Genomic DNA, 15668 nt, shown 5'->3' with positions numbered 1-15668 from the left:
TACATTGCTTTCAGCAAATTATACATATGTCCGAGAACTTCTGATAACTTCGGGCTATACCCAACTTCCTTTAACTTCCATTTTGACACACCCCCTTTTTAATTAATATTTCTATGAAGAATCTATTACTACCCATATTAGCCCTCTCGGCAATGTCTGCCTCAGCGCAGACCAATCTAACCGATGCCGATCTTCAGGGTGCATACAGTGCTCGTCAATATAACAAGCGCGTGGTATGTCACGACCCATCTATCGTTATCGATGATATCAGCAATCCCTCATCGCCCACATATTATATATATGGCTCACATCTTGGCAAAGGTAAGACCACAGCCGACAAGAACTATCAGGAGTGGACAGTATTCAAGGCAGACGAGGGGAACGTTACAGCAACAAACAGTTTGTTCTGTAATACGGGTGGCGTACTTGTCAACTACTCACAGGCTTATTCCACACATGCCATAACATCCGTTAAGGACTATACAGGCAAGAACGTAACATTTGGCAACTTCGATGCTCATGGTTGGCAGAAGAAGGGCAACACTGTAAAAGGAATGCAGTGGGCCCCCGACGTTATCTACAACAAGACTATGAAGAAGTGGTGCATGTATATGAGCTTGAATGGCGACAATTGGTGCTCAAGCATTGTATGTTTTACAAGCGACAATATCGAGGGTCCATGGAAATATCAGGGTCCGGTAGTGTTCTCTGGTTTCTTTGGAAAGTATGCACACAATTCATACGCAGCTGCTAACGATTGGAAGAACACCGACCTTGCCATTGCAACCGGTGCAACATCGTTGCCTGAGAGATATAATGTTGGCGACAAGTGGGGCACATTTTGGCCTAACTGTATAGACCCATGTGTGTTCTATGACGACAACGACAACCTTTGGATGAGCTATGGCTCATGGTCGGGTGGTATATTTATGTTGAAACTTGATGCAACTAATGGTCTGCGCGATTATACTTATCAGTTCCCGTATGAGGTTAACGGCAAAGCTGCAACACAGGGTGCTGCCAACGCTAATACCACAAGCGATCCTTACTTTGGCAAGAAGATAGCTGGTGGCTACTATGTATCGGGTGAGGCAAGTTATATAGAAAAGATAGGTTCGCACTATTTCCTCTTTATGAGTTATGGCGGACTCATCAGCACAGGAGGTTATCAGATGCGTGTGTTCCGCTCGGATAATCCAGAAGGACCATACGTAGATTGCAACGGCACATCTGCAATTACAAAACGCTATCTTTTGAATTACGGAGCCAAGACAGCCGATAATCGTGGAGTGTTGCTCTTTGGTGGCTACAAGTGGGATCCGATGTCGGGAGCAGAGGTAGCACAAGGTCATAACTCGGCCTTTACCGACAAGCAGGGACGTTCTTTCGTTGTATATCACTCACGCTTTACTAATAAGGGCGAGGGGCATGAGGTGCGTGTTCATCAGCTATTCCTTAATGATGAGGGTTGGATTATGGCTGCTCCGTTCGAGTTTGACGGCGAGACTATTACCAACAACGATATTGCTACAAAGGCTTCTATAGCCGACAGCGAGATAGCAGGCGACTATCAGTTTATGCGTCACGAATATGGTCAGGACACAGAGAATAAAGCTTACGAAACAGCAGTAAACATTCGTCTCAATGCCGACGGCACTATAACAGGTAGTGAAGAAGGAACATGGGAGCGTACAGCTGGCACTGATTATATACACCTTACTATTAATGGTGTTGTATATCGTGGTGTACTTGTTCGCCAGACTATCGACTATACCAACATTCCGGCTATAGCTATTGCTGCCCTTTCTTCATCAAGCGGTTCTACAACACTTGGTCAGAAGTCGTATACCAAGCAACAGCAGGTATGGGCTGTTAAGGCTGACGCTAAGGCTGCCATTAAGTATACAGCCAACAAGATAAATCTTCCGTTCGATGATGGTACCGTACTTGAGGAAGCACCTGTTCTGCCTACAGAGGGATTGCTTGGCACTAATGTTTCTTGGAAATCAAGCAACGAGTCGATTCTTACATCCGACGGTATTGTTAAGGGTCAGGGCGAGGTAACAATGACAATGGTTATAAGCAAGGACAACTATGTATACACCAAGGACTTCACCCTCAATGTTGAGGCTGATGTAGTGGCAGACGCTCCAGTTTACTATCCTGAGTCGATGGAGAAGAATACTAATGCCGCTTTCTGGGTAAATTTCTCTAAGGACTATTACAACCTGAAGAAGGGTGGCAAGGCTGAGTTTAAGTTCTACAACTACAGCAATAAGAAAGCCAATTGGAATAACTGGTGTCTTATTGCTGCCACAGCCGAGCGTGGAGCCGAGGGTTATGCCGAGCACTTCGCATTGCGTGCCGACAATTATGGTTGGTTTGCAGCAGCAGGAGGCAATACTGCCGAAAACACCTCAAACATCGACTTCACAATGCAGAGCGAATATAACTGGGATACATTCAAGGACGATATGGACGGCTCGTTGGTTGATATGAACGTTGAGTTTACTACAGGCAATGTGGTTAAGGTAGTGTCTACCATCACCACTAAGGCAAAGAAGGTATACAACTACTCGTTCAGCATGAAGCTTGTTGAGAACCAGTCGAACGTAACCCTATTCTTTGTTAACGAAGGCTCGTATATCGACGGCTCAAGCATTGCTACCGGTATAAAGACTCCTATGGTTATTACCAAGAAGACTGAGAGCGAGGGCAAGTGGTACAACCTTAATGGACAGCAGGTAGATCGCTCTTACAAGGGCATTGTCGTTGTTAATGGACGTAAATTCTTGAATAAGTAATTCTTTAACAACAATTGTATAATAAATGATTCGAGCAAAATGTTTAATTGGAGCAATGGCATTCGCCATTGCCCCAATCTCCAATACAGTCCAGGCTCAAACAGCACCACCGCCTGTTCCTCTCGTTGTAGATACTCCAATGGTACACGACCCCGTTATGGCATTTGAGGATGGCAAGTACTATCTCTATTGTACGGGTCATGGCATAACACAGATGACATCTACTGACCGTCATCATTGGACTATCAAGCCAGATGGTGTGCTACCTGGAAACAAGATTCCGGCATGGACGCGCGATAGTGTACCAGGTTTTGAGACTCATATTTGGGCGCCAGACGTAATAAAGTATGGTGACAAGTGGTATCTAACTTATTCGTGTTCTACATTCGGCAAGAACACATCAGCAATAGGACTACTCAGTAATACATCGCTTGCCAATGCTGACGGATGGAAAGACGAGGGTTGTATAGTTGCCTCAAATGGCGAGCGTGACAACTGGAATGCTATCGACCCTAATATCATTATCGACAAGAAAGGCAATCCATGGATGACATGGGGATCGTTTTGGGATGGCATTCAGATGATACAGCTTGACCGTACTATGCACGTAAAGCGTGGTGCCAAGCCAATGACTATTGCCAGACGTCATGCTGTGGGTGATATTAATGTAGAGCCAAACCCTACATCCCAGTTTGCCGGCACCAATGCCATTGAGGCTCCGTTTATAATGCAGCATGGTGGCTACTATTATCTGTTTGTAAGTTGGGACTATTGCTGTCGTGGATCAAAAAGCAACTACCGTGTTGCTGTAGGCAGAAGTAAGAAGGTTGTCGGTCCATATCGCGACCGCAATGGTAAGGATATGCGTCAGGGTGGTGGCACTATTGTCATCGAAGGCGATAAACAAGAGTTTGAAGCGGCAGGACATTGCTCAGCCTATTCGTTTGCAGATGGCGACTGGTTTGTGTGTCATGGATACAGCATGCCTAAGAATGGAGTGCCATTGCTGATACAAAAGAAAATAACGTGGACGGCTGATGGCTGGCCCACACTGGAATAATATAATTCACTATTTATATAATTAAAATAATGAAACGTAACAAAATATTTCTCATGGCGTTGCTCGCTTCGTCTCTTGCAGCCAACGCCCAAGTAAAGATAAATGTGGATGCCGCTAATCCCGGCATCAAGGTATCGCCAAATCTATATGGCATATTCTTTGAGGACATCAATCATGCTGCTGACGGCGGATTGTATGCCGAACTTATCAGCAACCGCTCGTTTGAGGATAGTGACAATGCTATACCTACATGGCGTACATCTGCCTCGAATGGAGCAAGCATAACAAGTCAGCTTGTAAGCAAGGCTCTGTTGAACAATGCACAGGGTAAGGCATTGCAGATAACTGTTAAGGCTGACAAGGCTGCAACTGCATCGCTTATCAACGAGGGATTCTGGGGCATCAATGCTGTACAAGGCAGAACATACAAACTATCACTCTTTGCAAAAGGCAACTATAAGGGAGGATTAAAGGCACGTTTGATAAGTGCTGATGGCAAGACTGTATATGCCGAGACAACAGTTGATGCCGCTATTGGCAAGAAATGGAACAAGTATACAGCTGAGCTTACTGCTAATGCTAATGACCCTAAGGCTCAGTTTGAATTGGTATTCGATGGCAAGGGCTCCGTTACACTTGATGTTGTAAGTCTGTTCCCGCCTACATTCATGAACCGTCCTAATGGTTTGCGTCCCGACCTTGCACAACTTCTTTATAACATACGTCCAAAGTTCGTACGCTTTCCAGGCGGTTGCTATGTAGAGGGACAAGAATCTCCAGAGAATGCTTTCCACTGGGAGAAGACCATTGGTCCTATAGAACAACGTCCTGGACATAAGAATGTAAACTGGCGTTATCGCACAAGTGATGGTATGGGCTTTGACGAATATCTGCAACTTGCAGAAGACCTTAATGCAAAGCCTCTATATGTTGTGAATGTTGGTTTGTGGCATGGGGGTATGACACCTGTAGACAGCATTCAGCCTTGGATAGACGAGTGTATGAACGCTCTTGAATATGCCAATGGCCCCGTAACAAGCAAATATGGTGCTTTGCGTGCAAAGAATGGACATCCCGAGCCATATAATATAGAGTATCTTGAGATTGGCAACGAGAACAATCAACCCGACCCTGCACTTCAGAGTGACCATTACTATGAGCGTTTCAAGAAGTTTAAGGATGCCGTGCTTGCCAAATATCCCAATATGCACCTAATAGGAAACGTGGTAGCTTGGGGTGATGACAATCCGACATGGGACAGCAAAGAGAGTGTTGAGTTGCTCGACGAGCATTACTATCGCAACCCAGCTTGGTTTGCCGAGAACTTTAACAAGTATGATACCTACAACCGTAAGGGTTCTGAGATATATGTAGGCGAGTATGCTGTTACACAGGGCTTCGGCAATATGGGATCGCTTGACGCCGCACTGGGCGAGGCTGTATATATGATGGGTATTGAGAACAATAGCGACATCGTTACAATGGCTTCGTATGCTCCTATCTTTGCCAACCTCAACGACCGTATGTGGGCGCCTGACATGATTCAGTTTACATCCGATAAGGTATTCGGCACTCCATCTTACTATGTGCAGAACCTTATGGCCAACAACGTAGGCACACGTGTGCTTAAAGTAAACCAAACCAATCCTTATAAATATGGAGATGTTCAGGTAAAGCCTGCTGTATGTCGTGTAGGCATGGGTACATGGAGCACACAAGTATCGTTCGAAGACAAAGGTTATACCGACGCTAACGGTAATGCATTGCCAATGACTTTACAGGAGTTGCCTACTGATGTGCGTGGCACCTGGAAGGTAGACGGTAATATTATCAAGCAGACATCCAATGGTGAGAGTTGCATACGTCTTAACCCTGGTGAGATAACCTCAGAGGGATATATATATAAGGTACGTGCGCGTAAGGATGCTGGCAATGAAGGTTTCCTCCTTATATTCAATTATGTGGACGACAAGAATTATTGCTGGCTAAACCTTGGTGGATGGAACAATACGCAACATGGTATTGAGCAGATTGTGGATGGCGCAAAGGGTCAGGTTGCCACAGTATCTGGAAATATAGAGACAGGTCGCTGGTATGACATTGAACTAAAGGTTAAGGGCGATAGCATTTTTGCAAGCTTGGATGGTAAGGAGATATTTGCCACTAAGCTTCGTGCAAACACTCTGCCTGGCGTATTCTCAACAGCAACATTGGACGAGAATACAGGCGAGGTGATACTGAAGGTTGCAAACACAAGCTGCGAAAACACTACAGCCGAGATTTGTCTTCAGGGCAAGACAATATCTAATGCTAAGCTTATTCGCCTTTCAGCAAAGAATGGCAAGGAGGAGAACACAATCGACAACCCGACAAATGTTCATCCTACAGAGACATTTGTTACAACATCTACAGATGGTGCTGTTGTGGAGATACCGGCAAATTCGCTAAATATATTTAGATTGAAATAAAGAGCTTTTTATCTGATAAACCACCATAGACTTCTGAACTTGTAAAAGTTCAGAAGTTTTTTTTATCCCAAATCGGTCATTAGGATTTGGGTTAAAAAACTTGAAAACATTTGGTAGTCTCAATAATTATTGCGTAATTTACGCAACGTAAAAAGCGCAATAAGATTATGACAACAATTAACAATCCTTTCGTGATGTATGGATACAAAGGAGCAGAGTACTTTTGTGACCGTGAGAAAGAAACCGAGAAGATGATAACTTCGCTACACAACGAGCGAAATATCACGCTTGTCGCTCCTCGCCGTATGGGCAAAACAGGATTAATCCATCATGTCTTCCAACAGTTGGAAAAGCAATACGATGATGTGAAATGCTTCTACTTAGACATATTTGCCACCAAGAACTTGGAGCAAATGGTGCAGCTCATGGCTTCGGAAATCATTGGGAAATTAGATACAATTTCTCAATCCGCCCTGCGTAAAGTACAGGAGTTCTTCAGCAGTTGGCGACCAACGCTAACAATTGACGAACTGACAGGCATTCCAACATTTTCTTTGGATTTGAAACCAAACGAGGGACGAGAAAGCTTGAAGCGAATCTTCGAGTACATGAAGCAATCTGGAAAGCGATGCTACGTGGCAATAGATGAGTTTCAACAAATCATGAACTATCCAGAGAATGGAGTGGAAGCATTGATACGCTCTTACATCCAATTCCTTCCCAATGTATATTTCGTATTTTCAGGCAGCCAGCAGCACATGATGGAAGAGATGTTTTTGTCGGCGAACCGCCCATTCTTCCAGAGTTCTCTTGTAATGTCACTACCATGTATCGCTGAGTCAAAATATCTATCATTTGCCAATCGTCTTTTGTCATCACAAAAACGAGAAGTGGATGTAGACACATTCACCTATATCTACTCGCAAGCCGACTGCGTAACTTGGTATGTACAAGCCATCCTACATGGTATTTTCGAACATCGTGATGAGCAGATCAATAAGGACTTAGTGGATGAAGTGATTCAAGAGTTGATAGAGGAGCAAGCTATGGCATACCAAAACTATTGTGCATGGCTGACCGAAAACCAACAGTTACTCTTGTTAGCAATTGCCAAGGAGCAAGTAGTTTCCTCCCCACTTAGCCAACAATTCATCTTAACCCACCACCTACCTGCCACCAGCAGCGTAAAGACAGCTCTGAAGGCTCTGGTGGACAAGCAATTAATCAACAAAACACCAAAAGGCTACTTTGTCAGCGACCGCTTCTTTGCTAAATGGCTGGCAAGAGAGTATAAAAACTCAGTAAGGTAGGTTTCTGTTTTACGTCCTATGATTTGCTCCATATTGCTTGAAAAAGATAATTGTTATGGTGCAAAATTACGATAATTATTTGAGAAAACGAACGATACTTTAGCCAAATCGATGGTTTTTGGCTTGATTTGGCTAAAGTATCTAGTCATTCATGCAGTATATCTGTAGGTTTAGTAAACACATAAAAAAGGTTGGATTCCTTTTCGTAAGGGAACCCAACCTTTTCTATTTTATCACTAATCTTTTTTAATCTTATATGCTTATGATTATTCTACTGTGCAGTAGATATTCTCAGAAGTCTTTCTTGTAGGATACAACTTAACTGTGTTGCCAGCAACAGTAAGGTTGTCGCCACCTGCTGTCAGGTTGTTGAGGCTTCCACCGAGGTTGATGGGCCAATCACCGTTTACGCGGAACTTCCAACCATCTGCTGTAACACCTACATTAGTTGCCTCGAAGCAATACTCTTCAGCGTTCCATGTCATAACAGCGTCGCCATCCCAATTGTTGAAGCCACCGATGATACCCATGGTCTCAACCTTAGTGGCTGTGATAGTGCCTTCTGAAAGATTTACATCGAAGTAGTATACACCTTCTCCTGCGTTAACGCCGATGTTTCCACCTTCGCTGGTTGCTGCCCCAGAGAATGTGCTGAATGCACCAGAATTTATCTCATTATCCCAACTACCGGCTACACGCTGGAACTTGAACTGATTGCCCCAACCGTTAGGGTCGGCACAATAAAGGTAACCAGTGTATACTCCCTTTGCATCGTCTACGAGAGCAAGCTTCTGCTCAGCTTTTGTCCAGCCGTCAGTTGCGCCGATGAAGTAGATGAATGGATCGTAGTTAACCTCCTCTAAGGTATAAGAGTAGTCCATCATGTTGATAGTGAGCTTATACTTACCAGCCTTGGCAATCTTACCAGCCTTGGCATCACCGTTGGTCAACAAACCAGTCATGCTGTCATCGCCGTCAACCTTAGGTCCTACTACGCCAGCAGCCCAGATGTCGCCAGAGTCGATGTTCTTCTTAGGAATAATCTTCCAGTACTGGTCAGGCTTTTTTGTCTCGAAGCTTATGGTGAAGATAGGATCCTCATATACATCCTTATCGCTGTGCTTGAATGCCTTTGCGGATTCTTTCGTCCAACCACTAATTTCTGTTTCTCCTTCTATGGTAGTAAACATATCACCAACGAGGTAGTAACCCTCTTCAATAACCGGAGCCTCAGGAATGGCCTTAACCTGGAATGTTGCAGATGTAGCCATCTTCACGGCTGTTGAGCCATTGCTTACCCATGCGTCAAGAGTAGCATCAATGTCGCGCTCTGTAGGACGCTTGCCATACTTATCTACGATATAGCTTGTCAATTCGGCTGTTGCCATGTTGCCATCAGCATCAATGTCGAATGACTGACCGTCGAAGTTAATCTTATAATTAGGTGTATAAGCAGCGTTGGAAGAAGTGGGAGCAACAATGCTCGCCACTTTTACCTTCTCTGTATTAACGTCAGCCAAGTTGATGACATCAACTGGAGCTACGCTACCATTTCCGAATGCCACAGCTTCCTTCTGAGAATTTGTCTGTGGGTTACCCCAATCTGTGAAGTCCTCGGTGCAAGACACCATACCCATCAGAAGGGTCATTCCCAATAATATTTTCTTAATCATAATTGTCTTTGCTTAAAGTGATTTACAATTTAACGATGCTGAATGCACCAGTGATGTCGTTGAATGAGATGACGTACTTGCCTTCTGCCAAGCCGATGTTCTTGCCACCTGCATCACACTTTCCGTACATGTTGATAGCGCCATCTTCTGCACCATAGCCCCAGCTTGTATCCCAAGATTCAGCAATCTTGAACTTGAACTGTGCAGTCTCGCCAGCAGGAACATCCATTACATAGTACCAAGCGTGGTTCTTAACGCCCTCAGTGTTGTACGGGAGCATTGGTGTGTCGGTCCAATCATTGAATGAACCACTAATCTGGATAGTACCATAGTCGTTTACATCACCCTCGTACTTCTCCATCTTGGCTGTATTGTCAGCAGTGTTGATTGTAATGGTGTAGTAACCTTCTTCAGGAGCTACTATATGACCACCGTCACCACCGCCATTACCACGATATGCGATTGTACCCTTTGTAGCAGCATCGGCATTCATACTGAATTCCCAGTCGAAGCTTGCTGGCAGAATCTTGAAGCCAGCTCCATCGACCTCGGCCTTGTCGTTGTAATCGCCGGTAAGGAAGTAGTTGGTGTATTCAATCTCACCAGCACCAGTCTTCTTGTCGTAAGCGAAGTTTGGCTTAAGGAACATAGGAAGTGCGTCTACTCCAATGCTCTTGGTGCCAGCCCACTTAGCGCCGAACATGTTACCTACAAGATACCACATTGTTGGAACAGCATCCTTCAGTTCAATATAGTAAGGCTTTACGTTGAGCTTTACTGAGTTTGAAGCGACAGGGTTCAGATGGTTTGTGCCCTCAAGGATATAAGCGTTAACACGAACGTACATCTCCTGCTCGGCAGGAACGTCAGCTTCTGTCCATTTAAGTATCTTTACCAATGCCTTGTCCATTTCTTCAGCAGAGGCAGAGATATCACATTTCTGTGTAGTGTTGCTAAGAACAGCGTAGTCTGGAACCTTTTCGCCACTCTCGTCTGCAGCAGCTTCATCAGTAGAAACTGTGAAGGAGTTGGTTGGAGATACCTGCACCTCGTATGTCGCATTGATAGGAGCATTGTCTGCTGTATACTTAGGCTGTGACCATGTAAGCTCAAGACCAGTAGATTTTTCCAAATCAATAGTCGAATTTATATATTCAGGAGTATTCAACGTAAACTCAGTAGGCTGTATAAGCGTTGGGTTTGAGTCGTTGTCATCCGAACATGATGCGAATAAGCTGATGATGCCGAGAAGCAGAGCACCCATCATATATTTATTCTTCATATTGCGTTTACTTTTATAGTTCTATTTTTACTTTTATACTTTAGTTCTGAACCTCATTATATCCGTCGATCTGTGTCAGGTTCTTGTTAGAAAGAATCTCTGAAGATGGGATAGGATATAGATTATTGGTCTTAGCGAATGTTGTACCTTTAGTGCTACCACCCTTAAGCTCCCATTTGTATGTAGCCTGAGTTCCACCAAACTGATTGAAACGAATCAAGTCGGTACGACGAAGACCTTCGCAATAAAGCTCGCGAGAACGCTCGTCAAGAACATCGTTAAGAGTGTAAGAAGGACGTACGGCAGCGTGGGCACGATTGCGGAGAGCGTCGATATAACCCTTTGCCTTAGCAGAACCCTCACCGTTAAGGTGCATCTCAGCCTCTGCAGCATTGAGGTAAGCCTCTGCTACGCGGAAGAGGAAGAAGTCGATGTCAACATTATAGCTGTCGTGAGGAGTACCGTTAGTAGAATAGTTGTTATTCCACTTTGGTGTTGCAATACCCTTGACAAACTTGTCGTTATCTCCAAGTTCCAAGGTACGAGCACCGTCAGCATTGCCCTTACCCCAAAGGATAGCACGGTCGTCAACGTTCATATCGCGAATTTCTTTTGCCGACTTGTTTACAACAATTGTAGGATCGGTGAAGAACTTCTCTACGAATTGTGGACGAACACGCATACCTGACCATGTGTTGGCAGTAGTGGCAGCGTCCTTATCTGCAACTGTACACATAGTAGCATCCCAAAGAGCAGCTACATAGAACATAGAACCACCCCATCCCTGAGTCTTGTCTCCATCTTGCATCAATGGAAGAAGAGCCTCGCAACTTGCACCATTCGAACCGTTGTCGCCCATGAAGAGCAAGTCGTATGGCTTATATCCGTTAGCCTTGGCGTCTGCTGACATCTTGCTGTCATCAAAGAGGGCATATGGTGAGTTGATAACCTTCTCGGCATATTCAAGAGCCTTATTCCAATAAGGATTGTCCTGACCATCGTTGTTGAGGTATGTACCGGCATTGAGGTACAGACGGCTCAAGAGCAACCAGCATGTGCCTTTGTCTATACGGCCATAGTCAGCGTCGCTGTCGGTCTCAGGCTTTGCCTCCAACAAGTCTGGCTCTGCTGTAAGCAATTCGTTTTCTACCCAGCTGAACAAGAATTCACGACCCATCTGAAGAAGCTCTGCACGAGTGTAGCTCTTGCCTTCTTCAAACTTAGAGTTGTAAGTATGTGCCTGACGTGGTGTTTCTGTTGAAATCTTGTCAATGAAAGTCGGGTCTCCAAAGAAGTCGAGCATCAAGAAATAGCTATAGGCACGAAGTACACGCACCTCTGCATACTTGGTTGTCTCAGCCTGAGCCGCATCGAGACTTAAGAAGTGGTTCTCGTAAGAGATGTTCGACATCAGACGATAGTACAAGTTCTTCAATGTAGCATTACCCGGATCGAACTTATTGTAGCCAACATCTGCGATACCGCCATCCGACCACCAGCAGATTGCTTCGTCGGTAGGTACCTCGTTGAAGTTGAACAGGTTACGTAGAAGGGTTGACTTACCATTGTCGTCGATAGTGAAATCGGCATTACCGTCATTACCTTCCATGATAAGACCAGCATAGCACTTGCTGTACAAGCCTGTAATGTTTGGAGTAGCGTCAACATTAGGATCAATGTTTCCCTTGTCCAAATCATCCATACAAGAGCTCAAACTTGCTGTAAGCAGAAGAGCTACTGCAGGGGCAATTGTTTTGAATTTATTGAGTTTCATATCGAAATCTATTTATAATTGTTAGAAGTTGAGGTTCAGACCGAGCAAGAATGTGCGGCAACGTGGATACATGCTGTCGTCCTTGCCAGAGTTTACTTCAGGGTCGATACCGCTGTACTTTGTGATAGTGAATACGTTAGAGCATGAGGCGTAGATACGGCCTGATATACCCTTATAGTTGCCACCCTTCAACAGATTGTTGAAGTTATAGCCCAATGTGATGTTGTCGCACTTCAAGAAGCTACCGTTCTGTACAAAGTAGTCGGTAAGAGGATAGTTGTAAGAAGTCCAGCCTAAAGCTGCTATATCCTTTGTTGAGTTCTTGTAATATCCCTTAGCGCTGCAAATCTCTTTAGTGTTTATCGCACCTTCTGCGTATCCATTGTAGAGATAGTTGCCTAAGCTTACACGGAAGTTGCTACCGAGATCCCAGTTCTTGTACGAAACCTTGAAGCTGAAACCACCTGTCCAAGGAGCTACGATATTCTTATAGAAGTATCTATCGTTCTCATCGATTGTTCCATCGCCATTGCGGTCTACATAGCAGCCCATGATAGGACGACCGTTCTGGTCGTATACCTGCTGGTATACCAGGAATGAGTTGGCTGGCTTGCCTACCTTATGATAGGTTACAGCCTGATTCTGACCTACCTGCATACCTGCTTCCATCAAATCACGACCGCCTGCAAGCTCTGTAATCTCGTTCTTGTTGTAGGCAGCGTTAACGCTAAGTTCTACGAACCAATCCTTTGTCTGGATAGGACGACCTGTGATAGCAACCTCAAAACCCTTGTTCTCCAATGTTCCTGCATTCATAAGGAGGGCATTGTCGAAGTTCTGACCTGCAGCAATGGTGGTTGTACTGAGCAAGTCAGTTGTCTTGCGGTAGTAAGCATCAAGGTTTACGGTCAATCTCTGGTTGAACATACCATAGTCGATACCTACGTTCCATGTTGTGGTTGTCTCCCATGTCAGTTCGTCATTGTATGCCAATGGGCGATAGAGCAGACCAGTATTGTTACCGCCACCGATAGGATAGAGGAAGTGATTGCTTGTACTCTTTAAATAGGTAGCGGTGTAATACATTTTACCAGTATCCTGCTGACCTGTCTTACCCCAACCAAGGCGGAGCTTCAAGTCGCTGATAGCATTTACATCCTTAAGGAAGCTTTCTTCCTTAACGCGCCATGCGAAGGCTGCTGATGGGAAGAAGCCCCAACGGTGTCCGTCGGCAAAGCGGCTTGAACCATCATAACGTGCTGTGAAAGTAAGGAGATAACGGTCAAGCAAAGAATAGTTGGCACGACCATACCAGCTCACGAGATAAGTCTGGCCTCTCCATCTGCTTGTATCGAATGACTTTACAGTTCCTGCAAGAGCTTCGCCCTTGTCGTTCTTGCCTTCGAAGGTTGATGGATACATTGACTTGCTCCATTTGTCGCCCCAATACTTCATGTGGCTATACTCGTAACCAGCCATGATGTCGAAGTGGTTGGCCTTGTTGAAGTCCTTGGTATACTGGGCATAAGCTGTAGCCGTGAGGTTGTACTTCTTCTCCTTGTCTTCGCTATTGCCACCATAGTAGAATCCGTATGTAGATTGAGGATTATTGGTGTTGTACTCACCACCGGTTGTATATTCACCAGCTAAGTTAGCATGCAAATGAAGGTCTTCGAAGCCATGAATCTTATAGTCAGCCTCTACGTTGCCCAAGAGAACGTGTGCACTCTTGTAGAAGTCGTAGTTCTCTACCTTTTCTACTGGGTTTGTAGGAGCGTCATCATTGCGATTGTATGGGAATGTTGGGTCGTATGATGTAGTAGGTAATGCCCACTGCCAATAACCTCCCCAGTTCTTGAATTTCTCGTCGTTGCTCTTTACAGGGCGAGTAGGATCCATGTTGATAGCTGCGCCTACAGCATCTGCTCCACCAGGAACAGTCTTTGAGTAAGAATACTTACCGTTGATATTAATGTTGAGGTGCTTGTTGAGCAATGAAGGATTGATGTTGAAACCTGCGGTAACACGCTTGTAGTCTGAACCCTTCAAGATACCTTCCTGACCAGTGTAGCCTGCGCTGACACGATAAGGCATAGACCAAGACTGCTTGTTGATGCCACCAGTAAGGCTTACATTATGCTCCTGGCTAATGCCGTTACGATAAATCTCGTCCTGCCAGTCGGTATCGAATGTACCTGCTGCATAGTTAGGAGTACCGTCCTCGTTGTATTCCTTCCAGCCTAATCCTTGGTAGGCAGAAGAATCTTCGCCATAATAATTCTTGATGAAGTCGACATATTCTTTTGCGTTCATCACATCCAGCTTCTTGGCGATAGTACTTACAGAAACAGTACCATTGTAAGAAACCTGAGGCTTCTGGCCGCTGCGACCCTTCTTTGTTGTAATGATGATAACACCGTTAGAACCACGCGAACCATAGATGGCTGTAGCCGAAGCGTCCTTCAATACAGTGAAGCTCTCGATATCATTAGGATTGACAAGAGACAGAGGGTTATTAACACCCTTAGTGTCATTGTTATCCATTGGCATACCGTCGATAACAATCAACGGGTTGTTGCTTGCTGTCAAAGAAGCACCACCACGAATACGAATCTGAGCACCATCACCAGGAGCACCTGATGCAGAGTTTACGTTTACACCAGCAATCTTACCCTGGATCATGTCCTGGGCAGAAGTAATAATACCATGGTTTTTGTCATCTGGCTTGAGGGCAGTAACCGAACCCGTCAAGTCGTTCTTCTTAGCCACACCATAACCGATAACGACAACGTCGTTAAGAGTTGTAGATGTGTTCTTAAGTTGAATCTTAAGATCCTGTCCGGCAACAACCTTAAGAGGCTCGTAGCCGATGTAAGTGATTTCGAGAGTAGCCTTCTTGTCGGCGGCGATAGAGAAATTACCGTCGATGTCGGTCACAGCACCAGCCTTACCGCCAACAACCTTGACGGATGCGCCTATGACAGGCTCGCCGGTCTCGTCTACTACGTGGCCTTTCACAGTAATTTGCTGTGCAAAGGCACTTGCCGAAAGGAACAGACCTGCTGATAGCGTAGCTGTCCTAATGGCATTTTGGAATTTAACCTGCTTCATCATTGTAGCTTTAGATATTAGTAAAATATTGTATTTGATTTCTATTGATATGGTTTATTTTTTAGATAGGTTGATTCCTATTTTAGATAGGTACTATTACAGTTTAGATGTGGTTCTACAAAAGCGGTTTTTAATCGTTTAAGAGCTTTTCTCTAATTCTATCTTTTTGGTTTTTATTGAACTCAC

8 protein-coding genes are annotated in these 15668 nt (G+C 44.7%); 4 read left to right on the top strand and 4 right to left on the bottom strand.

Going from position 1 to position 15668, the window contains the following annotated elements:
- The first annotated feature begins 113 nt into the window (after positions 1–113).
- From C9991_RS02090 to C9991_RS02075, 4 genes are all read left to right on the top strand, one after another.
- Positions 114–2804, top strand: coding sequence for a glycoside hydrolase family 43 protein (locus C9991_RS02090; protein ID WP_106810975.1), 2691 nt, complete (start codon positions 114–116; stop codon positions 2802–2804).
- A 55-nt stretch (positions 2805–2859) separates the two neighbouring features.
- Positions 2860–3864: a family 43 glycosylhydrolase gene (locus C9991_RS02085; protein ID WP_106810974.1), complete on the top strand. Its 1005-nt coding sequence runs from the start codon at positions 2860–2862 to the stop codon at positions 3862–3864.
- A gap of 29 nt (positions 3865–3893) precedes the next feature.
- Complete coding sequence (locus C9991_RS02080; protein WP_106810973.1) at positions 3894–6332, top strand: alpha-L-arabinofuranosidase family protein; 2439 nt, start codon at positions 3894–3896, stop codon at positions 6330–6332.
- A gap of 167 nt (positions 6333–6499) precedes the next feature.
- A complete protein-coding gene (locus tag C9991_RS02075; RefSeq protein ID WP_106810972.1) occupies positions 6500–7642 on the top strand; it encodes an AAA family ATPase in 1143 nt (380 codons plus the stop codon).
- A gap of 266 nt (positions 7643–7908) precedes the next feature.
- Here C9991_RS02075 and C9991_RS02070 read toward each other — a convergent pair whose 3' ends face one another.
- Genes C9991_RS02070 through C9991_RS02055 form a run of 4 tightly spaced genes read right to left on the bottom strand, consistent with a single transcriptional unit; the run spans position 7909 to position 15482 of the window.
- The gene (locus tag C9991_RS02070; RefSeq protein ID WP_106810971.1) at positions 7909–9315 is read right to left on the bottom strand and encodes an Outer membrane protein SusF domain-containing protein; all 1407 of its coding nucleotides are present in this window, start codon (positions 9313–9315) and stop codon (positions 7909–7911) included.
- Positions 9316–9337: 22 nt separating this feature from the next.
- Positions 9338–10597 carry a SusE domain-containing protein gene (locus tag C9991_RS02065; protein ID WP_106810970.1) on the bottom strand — a complete coding sequence of 420 codons (1260 nt, stop codon included), beginning with the start codon at positions 10595–10597 and terminating at the stop codon, positions 9338–9340.
- 40 nt (positions 10598–10637) lie between these two features.
- Complete coding sequence (locus tag C9991_RS02060; RefSeq protein WP_106810969.1) at positions 10638–12371, bottom strand: RagB/SusD family nutrient uptake outer membrane protein; 1734 nt, start codon at positions 12369–12371, stop codon at positions 10638–10640.
- A 21-nt stretch (positions 12372–12392) separates the two neighbouring features.
- Positions 12393–15482 carry a SusC/RagA family TonB-linked outer membrane protein gene (locus C9991_RS02055; RefSeq protein ID WP_232823258.1) on the bottom strand — a complete coding sequence of 1030 codons (3090 nt, stop codon included), beginning with the start codon at positions 15480–15482 and terminating at the stop codon, positions 12393–12395.
- Positions 15483–15668: the final 186 nt, after the last annotated feature.

It is taken from the genome of Prevotella merdae (genome assembly GCF_900290275.1).
GTDB classification, from domain to species: Bacteria; Bacteroidota; Bacteroidia; order Bacteroidales; family Bacteroidaceae; genus Prevotella; species Prevotella merdae.
The sequence above is the reverse complement of the archived record's forward strand: the minus strand, read 5'-3'. Positions and strand labels throughout refer to the sequence as shown.

What these genes read in the sequence shown, in the direction of transcription:
- C9991_RS02090 (WP_106810975.1), top strand. Translation starts at nt 114, where the DNA reads ATGAAGAATCTATTACTACCCATATTAGCCCTCTCGGCAATGTCTGCC.
- C9991_RS02065 (WP_106810970.1), bottom strand. Translation starts at nt 10,597, where the DNA reads ATGAAGAATAAATATATGATGGGTGCTCTGCTTCTCGGCATCATCAGC.
- C9991_RS02085 (WP_106810974.1), top strand. Translation starts at nt 2,860, where the DNA reads ATGGCATTCGCCATTGCCCCAATCTCCAATACAGTCCAGGCTCAAACA.
- C9991_RS02055 (WP_232823258.1), bottom strand. Translation starts at nt 15,482, where the DNA reads ATGAAGCAGGTTAAATTCCAAAATGCCATTAGGACAGCTACGCTATCA.
- C9991_RS02080 (WP_106810973.1), top strand. Translation starts at nt 3,894, where the DNA reads ATGAAACGTAACAAAATATTTCTCATGGCGTTGCTCGCTTCGTCTCTT.
- C9991_RS02070 (WP_106810971.1), bottom strand. Translation starts at nt 9,315, where the DNA reads ATGATTAAGAAAATATTATTGGGAATGACCCTTCTGATGGGTATGGTG.
- C9991_RS02060 (WP_106810969.1), bottom strand. Translation starts at nt 12,371, where the DNA reads ATGAAACTCAATAAATTCAAAACAATTGCCCCTGCAGTAGCTCTTCTG.
- C9991_RS02075 (WP_106810972.1), top strand. Translation starts at nt 6,500, where the DNA reads ATGACAACAATTAACAATCCTTTCGTGATGTATGGATACAAAGGAGCA.